18 protein-coding genes are annotated in these 18,507 nt (G+C 62.3%); 8 read left to right on the top strand and 10 right to left on the bottom strand.

Annotation, left to right across the window (positions count from 1 at the left end; translation table 11 throughout):
- Positions 1-7 precede the first annotated feature (7 nt).
- Both FF124_RS12465 and FF124_RS12460 read right to left on the bottom strand, forming a co-directional pair.
- The gene (locus tag FF124_RS12465; RefSeq protein WP_138748817.1) at positions 8-1,435 is read right to left on the bottom strand and encodes an aldehyde dehydrogenase family protein; all 1,428 of its coding nucleotides are present in this window, start codon (positions 1,433-1,435) and stop codon (positions 8-10) included.
- Positions 1,436-1,613: 178 nt separating this feature from the next.
- Positions 1,614-2,828: a ubiquinone biosynthesis hydroxylase gene (locus FF124_RS12460; RefSeq protein WP_138748816.1), complete on the bottom strand. Its 1,215-nt coding sequence runs from the start codon at positions 2,826-2,828 to the stop codon at positions 1,614-1,616.
- A gap of 113 nt (positions 2,829-2,941) precedes the next feature.
- Here FF124_RS12460 and tesB point away from each other — a divergent pair, with 113 nt between their 5' ends.
- From tesB to xth, 6 genes are all read left to right on the top strand, one after another.
- Positions 2,942-3,832, top strand: a complete 891-nt coding sequence (gene tesB, locus FF124_RS12455; RefSeq protein WP_138748815.1) for an acyl-CoA thioesterase II — start codon at positions 2,942-2,944, stop codon at positions 3,830-3,832.
- Positions 3,833-4,164: 332 nt separating this feature from the next.
- A complete protein-coding gene (locus tag FF124_RS12450) occupies positions 4,165-4,515 on the top strand; it encodes a P-II family nitrogen regulator (protein WP_018064835.1) in 351 nt (116 codons plus the stop codon).
- A 22-nt stretch (positions 4,516-4,537) separates the two neighbouring features.
- A complete protein-coding gene (locus FF124_RS12445) occupies positions 4,538-5,866 on the top strand; it encodes an ammonium transporter family protein (RefSeq protein WP_138748814.1) in 1,329 nt (442 codons plus the stop codon).
- A gap of 220 nt (positions 5,867-6,086) precedes the next feature.
- Positions 6,087-8,813 (top strand): FtsK/SpoIIIE family DNA translocase, encoded by a 2,727-nt coding sequence (locus FF124_RS12440; protein ID WP_138748813.1) that lies wholly within the window; start codon positions 6,087-6,089, stop codon positions 8,811-8,813.
- A gap of 99 nt (positions 8,814-8,912) precedes the next feature.
- The gene (locus FF124_RS12435; protein WP_246072399.1) at positions 8,913-9,644 is read left to right on the top strand and encodes an outer-membrane lipoprotein carrier protein LolA; all 732 of its coding nucleotides are present in this window, start codon (positions 8,913-8,915) and stop codon (positions 9,642-9,644) included.
- Positions 9,645-9,714: 70 nt separating this feature from the next.
- Positions 9,715-10,518, top strand: coding sequence for an exodeoxyribonuclease III (gene xth / locus FF124_RS12430; protein ID WP_138748812.1), 804 nt, complete (start codon positions 9,715-9,717; stop codon positions 10,516-10,518).
- On the opposite strand, the gene FF124_RS12425 is transcribed toward xth, so the two are convergent.
- From FF124_RS12425 to FF124_RS12405, 5 genes are all read right to left on the bottom strand, one after another.
- Complete coding sequence (locus FF124_RS12425) at positions 10,503-11,189, bottom strand: ceramidase domain-containing protein (protein WP_138748811.1); 687 nt, start codon at positions 11,187-11,189, stop codon at positions 10,503-10,505. The genes xth and FF124_RS12425 overlap by 16 nt on opposite strands.
- Positions 11,190-11,192: 3 nt before the next feature.
- Positions 11,193-12,059 (bottom strand): SDR family oxidoreductase, encoded by an 867-nt coding sequence (locus FF124_RS12420; RefSeq protein WP_138748810.1) that lies wholly within the window; start codon positions 12,057-12,059, stop codon positions 11,193-11,195.
- Complete coding sequence (queG, locus tag FF124_RS12415) at positions 12,050-13,189, bottom strand: tRNA epoxyqueuosine(34) reductase QueG (protein ID WP_138748809.1); 1,140 nt, start codon at positions 13,187-13,189, stop codon at positions 12,050-12,052. Before queG ends, FF124_RS12420 begins: the two co-directional genes overlap by 10 nt.
- Before the next feature lie 50 nt (positions 13,190-13,239).
- Positions 13,240-13,932: a glutathione S-transferase family protein gene (locus tag FF124_RS12410; protein ID WP_138748808.1), complete on the bottom strand. Its 693-nt coding sequence runs from the start codon at positions 13,930-13,932 to the stop codon at positions 13,240-13,242.
- 135 nt (positions 13,933-14,067) lie between these two features.
- Entirely contained in the window at positions 14,068-14,916 is an 849-nt protein-coding gene (locus FF124_RS12405) for an undecaprenyl-diphosphate phosphatase (RefSeq protein ID WP_138748807.1), read from the bottom strand.
- Between the two features lie 270 nt (positions 14,917-15,186).
- Between FF124_RS12405 and FF124_RS12400 the strand changes: the two genes are divergently transcribed.
- Together FF124_RS12400 and FF124_RS12395 are read left to right on the top strand one after the other, a co-directional pair.
- Positions 15,187-15,594 (top strand): DUF805 domain-containing protein, encoded by a 408-nt coding sequence (locus FF124_RS12400; RefSeq protein WP_138748806.1) that lies wholly within the window; start codon positions 15,187-15,189, stop codon positions 15,592-15,594.
- Positions 15,595-15,768: 174 nt separating this feature from the next.
- Positions 15,769-17,055: a lytic murein transglycosylase gene (locus FF124_RS12395; protein ID WP_138748805.1), complete on the top strand. Its 1,287-nt coding sequence runs from the start codon at positions 15,769-15,771 to the stop codon at positions 17,053-17,055.
- Between the two features lie 37 nt (positions 17,056-17,092).
- Here FF124_RS12395 and FF124_RS12390 read toward each other — a convergent pair whose 3' ends face one another.
- The 3 genes from FF124_RS12390 to FF124_RS12385 form a co-directional block, all read right to left on the bottom strand.
- Entirely contained in the window at positions 17,093-17,593 is a 501-nt protein-coding gene (locus tag FF124_RS12390) for a ClbS/DfsB family four-helix bundle protein (protein WP_138748804.1), read from the bottom strand.
- A 43-nt stretch (positions 17,594-17,636) separates the two neighbouring features.
- Positions 17,637-17,783, bottom strand: coding sequence for a hypothetical protein (locus tag FF124_RS20570; protein WP_187326916.1), 147 nt, complete (start codon positions 17,781-17,783; stop codon positions 17,637-17,639).
- Positions 17,784-17,863: 80 nt separating this feature from the next.
- Positions 17,864-18,466, bottom strand: a complete 603-nt coding sequence (locus FF124_RS12385; RefSeq protein WP_138748803.1) for a superoxide dismutase — start codon at positions 18,464-18,466, stop codon at positions 17,864-17,866.
- Positions 18,467-18,507 lie beyond the last annotated feature (41 nt).

Here is an 18,507-nt window from a genome sequence, read left to right as displayed (position 1 = left end):
GGGCGCCTTACGGCTGCCAGCCGACAATACCCTTGATCTCGAGGAAGTCGTCGATCGCCCAGTCGGCGTATTCGCGGCCATTGCCGGATTGCTTGTAGCCGCCGAACGGGCCCATCGGATCCCAGTCCGGATAGTTGAGGTAGACCGATCCGGCGCGAATGCGCCGGGCAATGGCTCTCGCATGTTCGATACTGCCGGACTGGACGTAGGCGCCGAGACCGTAGACCGTGTCATTGGCGATCGAGACTGCTTCATCCTCGTCGGCGTAGGGCAGGATTGACAGCACCGGCCCGAAGATTTCCTCGCGCGCGATCGTCATGTCGTTCTTCACATTGCCGAAGACCGTGGGGCGGACATAATAGCCGCGCTCAAGCCCCTCCGGTTTGCCGGGGCCGCCCGCGACCAGCGTTGCGCCCTCGGCGATGCCCGTTTCGATCAGCCGCTGGATTTTTTCATATTGCTGTTTGGAGACCACCGGTCCGAGCACGGTGTCCTCGGATTGCGGATCGCCCGTGACGAAGCTCTCGGCTGTTGCCCTGGCGTAGGCCAGCGCCTCGTCGTGGCGGTCGGCGGGCACCAGCATGCGGGTCGGCGCGTCGCAGGACTGTCCTGAATTCTCGAAGCAGGAGGTGACGCCGGCGCGGACGGCCTCTTCCAGATCGGCATCCGGCAGGACGATATTGGGGGACTTGCCGCCAAGCTCCTGCGCCACGCGCTTGACCGTATCGGCCGCCGTCTTGGCAACAATGATGCCGGCGCGGGTGGAACCGGTGAAGGACACCATGTCCACGTCGGCGTGCCCGGCCATGACCTGGCCGACATCCGGCCCGGTGCCCTGCACCATGTTATAGACGCCCTTCGGCGTGCCGGCGGCCTCCATTACCTCGGAGAAGATAACGCCGGAGATCGGCGCGATCTCGGAGGGTTTCAGCACCATGGTGCAGCCGGCGGCGATTGCCGGGGCCACCTTGCAGACGATCTGGTTCAGCGGCCAGTTCCACGGCGTGATCAGCGCGCAGACGCCGATCGGCTCGCGCACGATCATCGCCTTTCCGCGCGGCTTTTCCAGTTCGAAATCCTCGAAGGCCTTGATCGTCGCCTCCAGATGGCCGCGGCCGGCGGCGGCCTGTGAGCCGCGGGCAAAGGCGATCGGCGCGCCCATTTCGCGGCTGACGGCCTGGGCGATGTCCTCGTAGCGCTCGTTATAGGCCTCGAGAATACGCTTCAGCAGCGCGAGCCGTTCGGCTTTCGTTGTCAGTGAAAATGTTACGAAGGCCGTCTTTGCGGCGGCCACCGCGCGGTCGACATCGCCTTCAGCGCCGATGGAGATGGACGTGAAGACCTCCTCGGTTGCGGGATTGATCACGTCCAGCGTTTTCCGCGCGATCGGGTCCACCCAGGCGCCGTCGATGAAGAATTTGAGATTGTTGGTCATGGCCTCGCTCCCTGGCGCATCGACCCGAAAATCGGAATTGATTTTCGGAAAGCACGATGCGCAGATTCAATAGGCTAGAGCGTCCTTTGTGCGTCCGAATGGACGCACGGCGCTCTAGAGAAATGGTTCGCCCGGACGAGGTGCCCGGGCGCTTTGATGCGGTGTTGCTCCGGCTTTGTCAGAGCGGTTCGCCGGCCAGAAGCTTCGGCTTGTCATGCATGGTGCGGCCTGCCGCTTCCTCGATGAAATAGCGCTTCAGGCCCGGCATGCGGTCGACCACGCCGAGGCCGAAATCACGGGCGACGCGCAACGGACCTATATCGTTGGAGAAAAGGCGGTTGAGGACGTCGGTGGTCATGCCCATGCGCACCGTGTCGAAGCGGCGCCAGCTCTGGTACCGCTCCAGCGTGTCGAGCGCGCCGATATCGAGCCCCACCCGGTCGGCCTCGACGATGGTTTCGGCGAGTGCTGCGACATCCTTGAAGCCGAGATTGAGGCCCTGGCCGGAAATCGGGTGGATGCCGTGGGCGGCATCGCCCGCCAGCGCCAGGCGCGGCGCGATGAAGGCGCGCGACAGCGTGAGGCCGAGCGGGAAGGCGCGCCTGCCGCCGGCAAGCTCGAGTTTGCCGAGATGATGGCCGAAGCGGCGCTCGAGCTCGACCTCGAACACCATGTCGTCGCTTTCAACCAGACGCTTGGCGTCGTCGGTGCGTTCGGTCCAGACGAGCGAGGAGCGGTTGCCCTTGAGCGGCAGGATGGCGAAGGGGCCCGCCGGCAGAAAATGCTCTTCCGCGCGGCCATTGTGCGGGCGCTCATGAGAAACGGTGGTGACAATGCCTGACTGGCCGTAATCGAATTTCACCGTCTTGATGCCCGCCATGTCCCTGAGCCGCGAGCGCACGCCGTCACAGGCGACGACAAGCCGCGTGGCGATCTCCTCGCCGCCGGCAAGAGTAATCCTCGCATGACCGCCATTGTTCTCAAACGCCGTGACGGCAGCCCCGTGGCGGATGGTGATGCCAAGCTCGCCGGCCTTCTGCCGGAGCGCGCGCACCATGGAGACGTTCGGAATCATGTAGGCGAAGGGTTCGTTCGTCGCGGCGCGGTCGGCGAAGGTCAGAAAAACCGGCTTCACCGGCTCGCCGGTCTTCGAATCGGTCACGATCATGTCGTTGATCGGCTGGGCGTCGTCCTTGATGTCGTCCCAGAGCTCCAGCGTCTTCAGCATGTTGATCGCGGCGGCGATGATGGCCGAGGCGCGCTCGTCCTTCTGCCAGACATGTTCGGGGGCGGCTTCCATCAGTTCGATCTCGAGATGCGGCGCTGCCTTCTTGACGGCAACGGCAACGCTGAGGCCGACATAGCCACCGCCGACGATGATGATGTCCTTCATTTCGCGCTCCCTTCCGGTCCTGCCGGCATTGGCTTCAGGTCTCTCGATCAGCACCTTCGAAGCTGCTATACGGCATTGCATTACTTCAAGCGGTATATAGGGAAGCTTTCCGGATGTCACAGGCTAATCCTGCCCAAAGCGACAGCGTGCTTGCAGATCTGCTCGATCTGGAGCGGCTGGAGGAGAATCTTTATCGCGGGCAAAGTCCGGTCACGACATGGCAGCGCGTCTTCGGCGGGCAGGTGGTGGCGCAGTCGCTCGTCGCCGCCCAGCGCACGGTGCCGCCCGGCCGCTTCGTCCATTCGCTGCACGGCTATTTCATGCGGCCGGGCGATACCAAGGTGCCGATCGTCTTCCAGGTGGAGCGGCTGCGCGACGGGCGCAGCTTTTCCACCCGCAATGTGCGCGCCATCCAGCATGGCGAGCCGATCTTCATCATGGCGGCTTCCTTCCAGATTGAGGAGGAGGGGTTTGAGCACCAGGACGTGATGCCGGACGTGCCGCCGCCGGAGGAACTGGTCGCCAGCGACATCATGAACGACGCCGAGCATGCGCCGGCCCCGATCCGCAACTACTGGAAACGCGAGCGGCCGATCGAACTCAGGCCCGTCGACCTGGATCAGTTCCTGTGGCGCAAGAAGCGCTCGCCGCGCCAGAGCATCTGGATCCGCGGCAACGGCGTGCCGCCGAAGGGGCGCGCCTACCAGACGGCCTTTCTCTCCTATATGTCGGACATGACGCTTCTCGACACGACGCTCTATCCGCACGAAAGCTCGGTGTTTTCCGACGGCATTCAGGGGGCGAGCCTCGATCACGCCGTTTGGTTCCACCGTCCCTTCGACATTTCCGACTGGCTTCTCTATGTGCATGAAAGCCCCTCGGCCAACGGAGCGCGCGGGCTTGCCTATGGCAAGATCTTCGCCCGCGACGGCACGCTGGTGGCATCGGTGGCGCAGGAGGGGCTGATCCGGCTCAACGAGAATGTCCGGCCTTTCTACGAGTGAATTTTGCGCAAGCAGTCTGCGGTTCGTGAGAACATGTACGCCTTGGGGCAACGCGGTTCCTGCTTGCGTGACGGCGCGGTGTCTTGCAGTCCATTCAGCCATATGCATAAAAATTAGGCATTTGCCGTGATTTGCGCACATCTGCGTGCCAATGCTGCCGCAGTTTTGCCGTAATGTGTTTGGTGATATAAAATCATCATGAAAATCAATTTGTTATAAGAAAACTTCCAATCTGGCACGGACTTTGTATGTCTCTGATAGGCCGCTGACGGATTCGCCTGTCCAAGCGGTAAGGAGATTCGGTTCCTCCGGGAGCCGAGGGTAAACAAAGGATGGGAAACCAGATGAAAATTGTGATGGCCATCATAAAGCCGTTCAAGCTGGATGAGGTGCGTGAGGCCCTCACCGCTGTCGGCATTCAGGGCCTGACCGTTACCGAGGTCAAGGGGTACGGTCGGCAGAAGGGGCACACCGAGATTTATCGCGGCACGGAATATGCCGTCAGCTTTCTTCCCAAGCTGAAGATCGAAGTCGCGGTTGCCGCCGATGTGGTTGAGAAGGCTGTCGAGGCGATCGCCTCCTCCGCGAAGACCGGCCAGATCGGTGACGGCAAGATCTTTGTCTATTCCATCGAACAGGCCGTGCGCATCCGCACCGGCGAAACCGATTCCGAAGCGCTGTAAGACAGCAGGGGGTAATCAGTCTATGTCTTCCAAACTTAAACTCTTTGCGGGCGTCACGGCGGTTGCGGCAGCTTCCTTTGCCTTTCCCGCGCTGGCTCAGGACGAAACCGTGATCGACCTGACGACGGCAACCGGCGTTTCGCCGGCGACCGCTGAAATCCTCAACACCATGCTGTTCCTCATCGGCGGCTTCCTCGTCATGTGGATGGCAGCCGGCTTCGCCATGCTCGAAATGGGCCTGGTGCGCAAGAAGAACGCCTCCATGCAGGGCCTGAAGAACATCGCCCTTTATTCGGTCGGCGGCATCATGTTCTGGTTCACCGGCTACAACCTGATGTATTCCGGCGTCGACGGCGGCTTCATGGGCTCGTTCGGCCCCTACGTCTTCCCGGGTCCCGGCATGGATGATGGTTCGGCCGGCTATTCGGTCGCGTCCGACTGGTTCTTCCAGATGGTGTTCTGCGCCACGACCGCCTCGATCGTTTCGGGTACGGTTGCCGAGCGTATCAAGTTCTGGCCGTTCATGATCTTCACCGTCATCCTGACCGGTATCCTCTACCCGATCACCGGTTCCTGGCAGTGGGGCGGCGGCTGGCTTGCCGAAATGGGCTTCTCCGACTTCGCCGGTTCGACGCTGGTTCACTCGGTCGGCGGCTGGGCCGCTCTCGCCGGTGCGCTCGTCCTCGGTGCGCGTGCGGGCAAATACGGCGCTGACGGTTCCGTTCATCCGATGCCGGGCTCCAACATCCCGCTCGCCGTTCTCGGTACCTTCATCCTGTGGCTCGGCTGGTTCGGCTTCAACGGCGGTTCGCAGCTTGCCATCGGCTCGATTGCCGATGCCGGCGATGTCTCCAAGATCTTCGTCAACACCAACCTGGCCGCTGCTGCCGGTGCCGTTGTTGCGATGATCCTGCTGCAGATCGTCTACAAGAAGGTCGATGTGACCATGGTCCTCAACGGCGCGCTCGCCGGTCTGGTCTCGATCACCGCCGAACCGCTGACGCCGTCCGTTCCGGCCGCGCTCTTCATCGGCGGTATCGGTGGCGTTATCGTCGTCGTCTTCGTCCCGCTGCTCGACAAGCTGAAGGTCGACGACGTTGTCGGCGCCATCCCGGTCCACCTGATCGCCGGTATCTGGGGAACCTTCATCGTTCCGCTCACCAATGACGGCACGTCCTTCGGCACGCAGATCATCGGTATTGTCTCGATCGGCGTCTTCACTTTCGTAGCATCGCTGATCGTCTGGTTCATCCTCAAGGCCGTCATGGGCATCCGTGTCTCGCCGGAAGAGGAAGCGGACGGGCTCGACAAGTCGGAAGTCGGCGTCGAGGCCTATCCGGAATTCATGTAATTCCGTCTCGAAGTGACGGTCCGCATCATGCGGGCCGCGCGAACCCGGGCCTTGCGGCCCGGGTTTTTTGTTGGGGTATGGCCGTCGATTTTCGATGGTTAAAGAGGCTTTAACCCATCACTGCTAGCCTGCCGGCGATGCCCCTTCTGTCTGCTGCCGGAAAAGGCGCGGACCAGTGGGGCGTGACCGAATCAGAACCGAGTTTCAGGAACGGACAGACATGGCGGCACGAGCAGAACGATACGAGGAAAAGAACAGCGGAGAGTTCTCCTTTACCGGTTTTGTGCGTCGCTATGTTGCGGCCCTTTTCGGCTTTTCGCTGTTCGTTGCCCTCTGCCTTGCGATCGCCGCGCTTGCGACATGGAATGTGGACGACCCCAGCGGGCTGCACGCCACGGGCCGGCTGCCGACCAATATCCTCGGTTATCCCGGCGCCGATTTCGCCGACATGATGATGCAGTCTTTCGGCCTGGCGAGCGTGTTTGCGCTTCTGCCTGTGCTGTCCTGGTCGCTGGCGCTGATGGCCGGTCGGCCCATCCATCGCAAGCCCTCGCGCTTTTTTGCCTGGATCGGCGCCGGTATGGTGACGGCGGCCGTGCTCGGCTGCTTTCCCGCGCCGCCGACCTGGCCGCTGCCGAACGGGCTTGGCGGCGTTTCCGGCGACCTGATCCTGCGCTTCCCGGCGCTGTTCCTCGGCCAGTATCCGGCAGGCGTCGCCGCCATGATTGTCGGCGCGATTTTCGCGGTACCGGCTCTGTTCCTGCAGCTTTACGCCGCCGGCCTGATCGTGCGTCATCCGCCGGTTGTCGTTGAAAAGCCCGTTGCCCGGCAAGCGGATCATGATCCGGGCGCGCCCTCCGTCGCCGATCTGTCCGAAGAGCGCGACGGCTTTTTCTCGCTGGCTCCGCTCATCGGCCACATGGCGCATTCGTGGTACATCACCCGCGCCCGCCTCAACCGTCTCTTCGCCCGCAAGCGCGTCGATGAAGACGATGACATGTTCGATGAGCCCTATGACTTCAACGAGGACAGTTTTGAGCGCCTCGATGAAGAGGAACGTCCGTCCTATCAGCGGCGCGGCGAGCCGAGCCTGGTCGATCCGCAAGCGCGGCGTGAACGCGGCTACGCGCCGGTCGATCCGCCGCCCTTCGACTATGATGATGCCGGCAGCGGTTTTGATCCGGGCTATGACGACGATGATGACGACTTTTTGCCCGACGGCGTGCTGAGCGCTGATTTCGACATGCCCGCCGCGCGGCGGAGCGAAGCGGAGGGGCGCGATCGCCAGGCGGAAGGCAGCACGACCGTCGCCCGCGAAGCCTCGCGATCCCCCGTCGTTGCCGCCCAGGCCCCGCCGCCGCGACCGGCAAGCGCCGAGACCGCCCGCCGTCCCGCGCGCGCAAGCCATCATCACGCCGGCCATTTCGAACTGCCCTCCCACAGCCTGCTTGCCGAACCCAAGGGGCTTGCCCGCGACAAGGCGCTGTCGAAGGAGGTGCTGGAGGACAATGCCCGCACGCTGGAGAAGGTGCTGGAGGATTTCGGCGTCAAGGGCGAGATCATCCATGTCCGGCCGGGGCCTGTCGTCACCCTTTATGAACTCGAGCCCGCGCCTGGCATCAAGTCGTCGCGCGTTATCGGCCTTGCCGATGATATCGCCCGCTCGATGGCGGCGATCTCGGCCCGCGTCGCCGTCATTCCCGGACGCAACGCCATCGGCATCGAACTGCCGAACCCCCATCGCGAGACCGTGTTCCTGCGCGAGATCATCGCCAGCCGGGATTTCGAGAGTTCGAAGGCCAAACTGGCCATGGCGCTCGGCAAGACCATCGGCGGCGAAAGCGTCACCGTCGATCTTGCCAAGATGCCGCATCTCCTGATCGCCGGCACCACCGGCTCGGGCAAGTCGGTCGCTGTCAACACCATGATCCTGTCGCTGCTCTACCGGCTGACGCCGGATGAGTGCCGGCTGATCATGATCGATCCGAAAATGCTCGAGCTTTCGGTCTATGACGGCATTCCGCATCTGCTTTCGCCGGTCGTGACCGATCCGAAGAAGGCCGTCGTCGCGCTCAAATGGACCGTGCGCGAGATGGAGGAGCGCTACAAGAACATGGCCAAGCTCGGCGTGCGCAATATCGACGGCTTCAACAGCCGCGTGCGCCAGGCCGCCGAGAAGGGCGAGACGCTGTCGCGCACGGTGCAGACCGGTTTCGACCGCGAAACCGGCGAGGCGATCTATGAGACGGAGGCGTTCGATCTCGAGCCGATGCCCTATATCGTTGTCATCATCGACGAGATGGCCGACCTGATGATGGTCGCCGGCAAGGATATCGAAGGCGCCGTCCAGCGACTGGCGCAGATGGCGCGTGCTGCCGGCATCCACGTGATCATGGCCACGCAGAGGCCGTCGGTCGATGTCATCACCGGCACAATCAAGGCTAACTTCCCGACGCGCATCTCCTTCCAGGTGACGTCGAAGATCGACAGCCGCACCATTCTGGGCGAGCAGGGCGCCGAACAGCTTCTCGGCCAGGGCGACATGCTGCACATGGCCGGCGGCGGGCGCATCCAGCGCGTCCACGGCCCCTTTGTGTCCGACCCGGAAGTGGAAGAGATCGTCGCCTATCTGAAGACGCAGGGAACGCCCGACTACCTCGACGCGATCACGGCGGATGATGACGACGACATGGTCGATTCCGACGGCGGCAGCACCGCTAACCTTTCGAAGTCGGATGATCCCTACGACCAGGCGGTTGCCATCGTTCTGCGCGACGGCAAGGCCTCGACGTCCTACGTCCAGCGCCGGCTCGGCATCGGCTACAATCGTGCGGCAAGCCTGATCGAGCGGATGGAGGACGAAGGCGTGATCGGCCCGGCAAACCACGCGGGGAAACGCGAAATTCTGGTGCCGACGGAGCGCGATATCATTGAAGGGTCCAATTGACGCCCCATCTTTGAGTGCACGACCAATCCGGCGCCTGCCCAGAAATCGCCGTCTTGACCGGGCAGGAAGCGCTTAAACAGAGTTTCAGGATATTGACAGATGAGTGACCGCAACGTGACCACGCCCCGAAACGCCACACGGTCGCGCCGGCAGTTCATGGGCGGGATTGCAGGCGGCGCGGCGATGTTGTTCTGTGCCGCCGCCCCGGTCTTCGCGCAGACATCGGCCGTGCCGTTGCCGACGAAACGCGACGGGGCGCAGCAGGTTGCGCAGGTCGCCACGGCGGCTCCGGCCGATGCCGCGCAGAAGATCGCCAACCATTTCTCCTCGGTCAAGACGATGACCGGCGAGTTCATGCAGTTCGGTCCGCGCGGCGACCAGGCCGGCGGCAAGTTCTATCTCGAACGACCCGGCAAGCTGCGCTTCGACTATGATGCGCCGTCGACGCTGAAGGTGATCGCCGATGGCCGCAATGTTGCCGTCGGCAATGGCGAGCTCGATACCTGGGATTTCTATCCGCTGTCGCGCACGCCGCTCAGCCTGTTGCTCGCGGACAAGATCGACCTCGAGAACCGGATGGTGCGCGACGTGCGCCAGCAAAGCGGGCTGACGATCATCGTGCTCGGCGACAAGTCGATCTTCGGCGATCAGGTGATCACGCTGATGTTCGACAGCAAGACCTATGAGTTGCGTCAGTGGACCATTACAGATGCCCAGGGCAAGGACACGACCGTGATCCTCTCCAATGTCCGCACCGGCGTCGAATTCGGCCGCTCCGTCTTCCGCATTCCCTACGACCAGATCATGGCAAGCCCCAGCTCCAGCAACTGACGGCCTTCCGGTCGCCTTGAGAATCGCCTATTGCTGATGCCCCTTCGGCAAAGGCAGGAAAGGCATTGACTTGGAACTGAAGCTTACCACATGGAACATCAATTCGGTGCGCCTGCGCCTGCCGATCGTCAGTGCGTTTCTTCAGGAGCATGCGCCGGATGTTCTCTGCCTTCAGGAAATCAAATGCCTGAACGACCAGTTTCCGTTCAAGCCCTTGCGCGAACTCGGCTATGAACACATCGCCGTTCACGGCCAGAAGGGCTATCACGGCGTCGCCATCGTTTCGCGCCTGCCGCTGGGCGAAGGCTTCTCGACCGACTACTGCGCCATGGGCGATACCCGTCACATTGCGGCGGTGATCGATGTCGGGGGACGGAAAATCCGTCTGCACAATTTCTATGTGCCCGCCGGCGGTGATGAGCCGGACCCGGACATCAACCCGAAATTCCGCCACAAACTCGATTTTCTCGAGGAAATGAAGGCGCTCAGGGCCGATGCCGGCGATGGCGTCAGCTCAATCCTGGTCGGCGATCTCAACATCGCGCCGATGGAGCACGACGTCTGGTCGCACAAGCAACTCCTGAAGGTCGTCAGCCACACGCCGGTGGAAACCGAGACCATGCAGGAACTGATCGCCGCGGGCGGCTGGACGGATCTGATGCGTTACGTCACCCCGGAGGACGAAAAGCTCTACACCTGGTGGAGCTATCGCGCCAAGGACTGGCGCGCCGCCAATCGCGGCCGCAGGCTCGATCATATCTGGTCTTCCGCCGATCTCGTGCCCGCCTTCAGCCGCTTCGAGATTCTCGCCGATGCCCGCGGATGGGAAAAACCCTCCGACCATGTGCCGGTGACGGGTTACTTCTCGCTCTGATCGATCGAAGGGCCGGGCGGCATCGCTTTCACGGCCCCCATCAGCAGAATGCCGAGCACCGTTGCATTCAGGATATGCCAGAGGAAGTGGGTGCCGAGCCCGCCGGTGATCGCGCAAGAGGCCTGGTCGAGGCTGCGGAAGGTCAGCGACATGATGAAGATTGCCGTGGCGCTCGCGAAATAGCGCCAGGCCGGATGGCCGCGAAAGGCGGCGATTGCGCTGGCGAGCGCCATGGCGATCAACGCCGGCGCATATTGCAGCGAGCCGTTCAGCGGTGCGCCGTTGCGCCCCAACAGCCCGACGAGATAGACCACCGCCACGAAGCCGAACAGCGTGGCCACCATGTAGCCGATAATGTCGAAGGTCTTGCCGCCGGTCACCCGGATGAAGATCAGCAGGATATAGGCAAAGAAGAACAGCCAGATCGGGATCACATCGAGCGCGCCGGAAAGCGGCGTTGCCAGCGTGTGGAACAGGAACGAGCCGACGCCGATGGCAAAGACCAGCGTGATCACGGTGAGTTCGATCAGCGAGCGCTCCGGCCTGCGCCAGGCTTTCGGCCAGGCAATCAGCGCCGCGATGATGAAGGCAAGATTGGTGAGCGCGTTGACCGGCTCGTTCCAGAAGCCGGCTGCCGTCCGTTCGCAGTAGAGATCGACGAAACTCTCCATCCCTCAGTAAGCCTTCATGTCCCACATCTGCCTGAGCGATTGCCGGTAGTTGGGAAACTCGAACTCATAGCCGAGCTTCTTCAGCTTGGCATTGCTGACCCGCTTGTTCTCGCCCCAGAAGGAGCGCGCCATCGGCGAGAGGTCGGCGTCCTCGAAGGGGATCTCCGGCGGTGGCTCGATTCCCATCAGCCGGGCGGCCTCCACGATCACGTCCTGCGGCGGCGAAGGTTCGCTGTCGGTGACGTTGAAGATCCCGCCGAAGCCGTGTTCGGCAAGGAAGGCGGTGGCATAGCCGATATCCTCGACCCGGATGCGGTTGAAAACCTGGTTCTCCTTGATGACCCGCTTCTGGGTGCCCTCCATCAGCCGGCGGAAGGCATTGCGGCCCGGACCATAGATGCCGGAAAGCCTCAGGATCGCCACCGGAATGCCGTGCTCCTCGCCTGTTTCCAGCCATTGCCGCTCGACCTCGAGCCGTCGCCTGGAACGCTCCGATGTCGGCCGGCATTCCGACGTCTCGTCGACCCAGGCGCCGTCATGGTCGCCATACACCCCGACCGTGGAGAGGTAGCAGATCCATTGCAGCGACGGCAGTTCGAAATGCACCACGCGGCGGGCGATGTTCAGGAGGGGGTCGCCTTCCTCGCCGGGGGGAATGGTCTGGACGATGTGCGTCGCCTGGCGCAGCTTGCGGGCGAGCGACCGGTCGATGGTTTCGCCGTCGAAGATGAAGGTTTCGATGCCGCCGGCGCCGAGCATCGCGGCATTCTCCGCCGATCGTGTCGTGCCGGCAACGTGATGGCATGCCGGCGCCAGGGCCGAGGCAATCGCGCGACCGGAATAGCCGGCGCCGAAAACAACTAGATGCATGGCACTTCCTCCTCGCGTTTCCATTCACGGCGAACGTCTTCATCAGTGTCACGTAAGCGCGACTTTGCCAATGCGGCAAATTCCGTTTTCGAAAGCAGGCGGGCGAGCGCCCACACTGCCATGGCGCGCACGGCCGCGCTGTCGTCCTCCAGCAGCGACCGGCAGTGCGCGGCCAGATGAGGATGACCGCTGTTGCCGGCGGCGATAAGGCAATTGCGGACGAAACGGTCGCGCCCGATCCGTTTGACCGGCGAGCCGGTGAAGAATTTTCGGAAGGCGGCATCGTCAAAACCAAGGAACATGGAGAGTTCCGGGGCTTTCAGGTCCGCGCGCGCGGAAAGCTTCATTTCCGAGGCGGTCTCGGCGAACTTGTTCCAGGGGCAGGCGGCCAGGCAGTCGTCGCAGCCATAGATGCGGTTGCCCATGGCGCTTCTGAATTCCTCGGGGATGACGCCGTGATGCTCGATGGTGAGGTAGGAGATGCAGCGACGGGCATCCAGCCTGTAGGGCGCGGGAAAGGCATCGGTCGGACAGACGTCGAGACAGGCACGGCAGGAGCCGCAGTGATCCTTCTCCGCGCTGTCGGGGTCCAGCGCTTCGGTGGTGAAGATCGAACCGAGAAACAGCCAGGAGCCATAGTCACGGCTCACCAGATTGGTGTGCTTGCCCTGCCAGCCAATGCCGGCCTTTTCGGCGAGCGGCTTCTCCATCACCGGGGCGGTGTCGACGAAGACCTTCACATCCGCTCCGGAACGCGCGGCGAACCGGCCCGCCATCTGCTTCAGCTTGCCCTTGATGACATCGTGATAGTCGCGGTTGCGCGCATAGACGGAGATATTGGCGCGGTCGCGCCGCTCCAGCAGCGGGCGCGGGTCTTCATCCGGGCCGTAGTTCATGGCCAGCATGATGACGGAGCGGGCTTCGGGCCAGAGGCTGAGAGGGGAGGAGCGTCGTTCAAGCGTCTCGTTCATCCATGCCATCTGGCCGTGATAGCCGTTTTCGACGAAGTCCCTCAGCGCCGCGGCAGAGTCCGGCATGTCATCGGCGCGCGCGATGCGACAGGCATCGAAGCCGATGGCTCGCGCCTCGTCCTTCAAAAAGCGTTTCAGTCTGTCCTGGCGTTCAGCCATTGATCCACCGCTCATATTCCGCCGTTCTGATAAACGTGGCGTCTCGCGGCTCAAAAATCCAGATCGGCGTAGTGGGAAACCGGCACGACGCCGCGCACGCGGTCGGCAAGCAGGGCGCGGAAGGCGGGACGTGACTTGAGGCGCTGGTACCATTCCTTGGCAGCCGGCACCTCGTCCCAGTTGATCTCGCCCAGATAGTCGAGGGCGGAGATGGCGCCGCCGGCCGAAAGGTCGGCATAGCTCATGCGCTTGCCCGCAAGCCAGCCACGGTTGCCCGCAAGCCAGGCCAGATATTTCATGTGCTGGCGGATATTCGCGCGGGCGGCGCGCAGGACGCGCGAATCCGGGGCGCCGCCGCCGTGCTCGCTTCCCATCTGCAGCTTGTAGACCCGTTCGCGGCAGAGCGGGTAGGTGACGTCCTGTTCCAGTTTCAACAGGAACCATTCGGTCAGCCGGCGGATCTCGGCGCGCTGGAAGGGTTCCTCTGCAAGCAGCCGTCGCTCGCGCTGGAGCACGCCATGGGTCTCGTCCATGAATTCGGCGATGACGAAGGGGCCGCAGAGCGCGCGCATATTGTCATCGACATAGACCGGCAATGTTCCGGCCGGATTGGCGGTGAGAAAGGCCTTGCGCTTTTCCCAGGGCCGTTCCTCGATCAGGTCGACCTCGAAGGCATATTCGCCGATGACCAGGCGAATGAAACGCGATGCGGCGGACATGGGGTGATGGTAGAGCGTAGACATCTGGCTTTCGTCGCATGGAACGGGGCGCGGCCATGACCCCGATCCGGTTTTCAGGCGCGGACAAGGGCCGGAGCGGGCCTTTCGGGTTCGAGTGAGGCCATCCTATCGCCGAAGGATTAACGATGGGTGACCGGCCTAACCGCCGGGACTGATCACGCCCATCGCCAGAAGCACGAGAAGCGCGCCGCCGAGGATCACGCGATAGTAGACGAAGGGCATGTAGTTGCGGGTGGAAACGAGCTTGAGGAAGAACACGATCACCGCATAGCCGACGACGAAGGCAATCAGGGTCGCAAGCGCTGTCGCGCCCCAGCCGACCGGATTGTCCTCGCCGATGCTCTTGAAAAGCTGATAGAAGCCGGAACCGAACACGGCCGGCACAGCGAGCAGGAAGGAATAGCGGGCCGCCGCCTCGCGGGTGTAGCCGAGCAGAAGACCGGCGCTGATGGTGCCGCCGGAACGCGAGACGCCAGGGATCAGCGCCATCGCCTGGGCGAAGCCGTAAAGAATGCCGTCGCGCCAGGAAAGCCTGTCGAGCGTGACCTTCTTGGCGCCCACCTTGTCGGCATAGCCCATGATCAGGCCGAAGACGATCAGCATGGTGGCGGTGATATAGAGATTGCGCAGCGAATGCTCGATCTGGTCCTTGAACAGGAGCCCGAGAACGACGATCGGCACGGAGCCGATGATGATCAGCCAGCCCATGCGCACATCGTCGGCGGAATGGCGGCCCGGATAGGCGCCGAATTTTAGGTTCTTGGCGAGCCAGGCGCTGGCGATGCGCATGATGTCGGACCAGAAATAGACGAGAACCGCCGTCTCCGTGCCGATTTGGGTAATCGCCGTAAACGCCGCGCCGGGATCAGCGCCCGAAGGCAGGAACTCGCCGGCAATGCGCAGATGTGCACTTGAGGAAATGGGAAGAAATTCCGTGAGGCCCTGCAAGAGGCCGAGAAAGGCGGCTTCGATCCAACCGATATCCATGCTTTTAAATATCCCTGCTCATAAGGAAAACTGTAACTGAAAAAGCGCTTATGAAAAACACACGGTCCTGTGCCGCAACCGTGGTCGCCCCGAGGGTCATGCAATCACCTGCCATTAGTAGCCGAACGGGGTGCTATTGGAAAGCTGCGCTTCGGTTGCCAATCCAGGAAGGCTTCCTCTTGCTTTGCGGGCATGGCGTGCTGCTTGCCAATATGGAAAGAGCGCGTATCCTGTCCGCCCAGGGGTTAATCTGAGAAGCAGGGGATCAACATGACAGAGACAGGTTACATCGGCAGAGAGCACCGCAATGTGGGGTTCGGTGAGGCTCTCCGGCTTGGTTTCAGCAATTACGCATTGTTTCGCGGACGGTCGTCGCGCGGCGCTTTCTGGTTCTGGGTACTCGGGACCGCGATCGTCAGCGTGATTTTGTCCGGGATCGACTATGCCCTGTTCGGCAGTTCGCAGCCGGGCTTTCTCGGCGGTATCTGGAGCCTTGCCATTCTGGTGCCGAATATTGCTGTTGCCGCGCGCCGTCTGCATGACGTCAACCACAGCGGCTGGTGGCTGCTTCTTGTCCTCACCGGCATCGGTATCCTGCTTTTGCTTTTCTGGTACGTCCAGCCGGGGCAGGCGCAGACCAATGATTTCGGCCCCGATGTCGAAGCCGGAAAGGGCTGAACCACAGCGCATTCGTATGTGAGGCGCGTTTGAAGGCCTATGCCTTCAAACGGGGCTTCCTGCCGTTCACCAGACTGTGATCGCAGGCGGTTCATCTCCTTGGCGTGGGGGCCTTACCGTTTACCATTCGGTAACCATCTTTCTCCAAGATCGCGCGCGAGAAGGAGACGTCCGATGTTCAGGTTCCGACTGCTCAATGCCGTGCGTGTCGTCTGCGCGCTTGCCGCCTTCATGCTCGCCTTTGCGGCCGGCGCGGGGGTCTCAAACGTTGCCAATGCCTATGACCGCGGCCAGGTCGACCGCCAGTTCCAGAACTGGCTGGCGACGGATATGCGCAGTGCCGCCCTGCGCTCCGGCGTTTCGGCAAGCACCTATGACCGGGTCACAAAGGGGCTTTCGATCAACTGGTCGCTGCCCGATCTCGTGCCGCCGGGTACGACCCCGCCGCAAAAACGGGCGCAGACCCAGCCGGAATTTTCCGAGCCGGGCCCCTATTTCTCCGAGAACAACCTGAACTATCTTGCCGTCAAGGGACGTCAGCTCTACCGGCAGTACAAACCGGTTCTGGATCGGATCGAGGCGCGCTACGGCGTGCCGGGACGCATCGTGCTCGCCATCTGGGGCCGGGAAATGGGCTACGGCGCGGCGGAGGAAAAATACGACATCCTGCAAGTGCTCGGCACCAAGGCCTTCATGACCGGCTCGCGCCAGCAGATGTTCCAGCGCGAATTCATCGCCGCACTCCAGATCATCCAGAGCGGCGCGGCGCCTCTCGACAAGCGCAAGGCTTCGTGGGCCGGCGCCTTCGGCCAGCCGCAGCTGATGCCGTCGAACTTCCAGAACTATGCCGTCGATTTTGACGGCGACGGCGTCATCGACGTTTGGGATTCGGTGCCGGATTCGCTTGCGACCATCGCCAAGCATCTGGCAAGCGACGGCTGGGAGCGCGGCCGTGACTGGGGCTATGAAGCCGTCATTCCGGACAATGTGTCTTGCGCGCAGGAGGGCCCGGACAATGCACGGGCGATTTCCGCATGGGTGAAGCAGGGCATTGCCCGCGTTCAGGGCAAGAGCTTTCCGGCGGACGAATTGCGCAAGCCCGGCATGATGCTGGTGCCGCAGGGCCGCTACGGCCCCGAATTCATCGTCACGCCGAATTTCTATGTGCTCAAGGAATACAACAATTCCGACCTCTATGCCCTTTTTGTCGGCAATCTTGCCGACCGTATCCAGTATGGCATGGGCGCTTTCGTGCAACCCTGGCAGAGGACCGGCACGCTTCTGCGTTCCGATGTCGCCGCCATGCAGCGGAAGCTGATGGGCATGGGCTATGACACCGGCGGCGCCGACGGCCTCGTCGGCTACAAGACCCGCCGCTCCATCGGCGACTGGCAGATGCGCAACCGGGTAAGCCAGACCTGCTGGCCAACGCCTGAGCTGAAGAACGAACTGCTGCGTTGATCCCGGCAGGCTCAGGACACGGCGCAAAAGCCGACGTTTATTGGGCGGAATTCAACGTCTTGCGAATGTAGGTGTGCGCCGAGCGGAAATGCGATGGTCCCGAGGCTTCGGCATATCGGCCAAGCGTCCATTTCCCGGTCCAGCCATAAAGACCGTTGGCGTAGAGTTCGTGATCGTCCCGGGATAGGATAAAGGACCGCAACCGCTCGCAGGCGGCATCAAAATCCGGCCGCAACGCGTCCCAAGGGGTGTTGTCGCCCTTCGCGTAAATTGGAGCGTTATAAGCTTTGAGCTGGTTCCATTTGTAGCCTTCGGCCGGCACAAACACCTGCCGGCCGGCAATGCCGTCTTCGTACCATCGGTGGAACATGCCCATCCAATGGGTTCTGTGCGCAATAACGCCCTTGATCGTGGTCGGGTCGTCAGGCGATGACAGGCGCGCGCGCTCCTCGTCGACCGGATCGAGCGTTTTCCGCAGCTTCGCCAACTCCTTGTCGAAGACCGTCAGCAATTCAGATTTGTTCGTGGCGGCTGGCATGGCCTATTGACGCCAAAAGAGATCATGTGCACCTTGATCCCGGTCAAGCGGCTCCTGTTGAGCGCCGCTCGATCATGCGTCGGGCTTCCGGCTTGCCTTCGCCGCGATGCAGTTCGAGGAAGCGCTCGATCATCAGCCGCAGGAATTCCTGCGTATCGTCGGGATCGATGATGAAACGGGTCTCGACCACGATCGGGTGACTTTGCCGGCGCCAAAAGCAAAAAGCCCGGCGCAAGGACCGGGCTTTCGCGTTCCGTCGAAGACGAAGACTTACTTCGTGGCGCCTTCGTAGAGTTCCAGGACATAGTCCCAGTTGACGAGGCTGTCGACGAAGGCTTCGAGATATTTCGGACGCGCGTTGCGGTAGTCGATATAATAGGAGTGTTCCCACACATCGACGCCGAGGATCGGCTTCGCGCCATGGACGACCGGGTTTTCGCCGTTCGGGGTCTTCATGATCTCCAGCTTGCCGTCCTTGACGGCGAGCCATGCCCAGCCCGAGCCGAACTGGCCGACGCCTGCGGCGATGAAATCGGCCTTGAACTTGTCGTAGCCGCCGAGATCGGAAGAAATCGCGCTCTCGAGCGCGCCCGGCAGCTTGGTGCCGCCGCCGTCCTTCTTCATCCACTTCCAGAAGTGCAGGTGGTTGAAGTGCTGTGCGGCATTGTTGAAGAGCGGCTGGTTGGAGCCGTATGCCTTGACCATGACTTCCTCGACCGGAAGATTGCCGAGGCCGGCCTCTTCCGCCAGCTTGTTGCCGGTGGTCACATAAGTGTTGTGGTGCTTGTCGTGGTGGAATTCGAGCGTCTCAGCCGACATGTAGGGGGCGAGCGCGTCGTAGGCGTAAGGCAGTTCCGGAAGTTCAAAAGCCATCTTCAATACTCCTTTTTGCAGCCGAATAGGTAATTGGCGAT

The organism is Martelella lutilitoris (assembly GCF_005924265.1).
Lineage (GTDB): Bacteria > Pseudomonadota > Alphaproteobacteria > Rhizobiales > Rhizobiaceae > Martelella > Martelella lutilitoris.
This window is presented reverse-complemented; position numbering and strand designations above follow the sequence as displayed.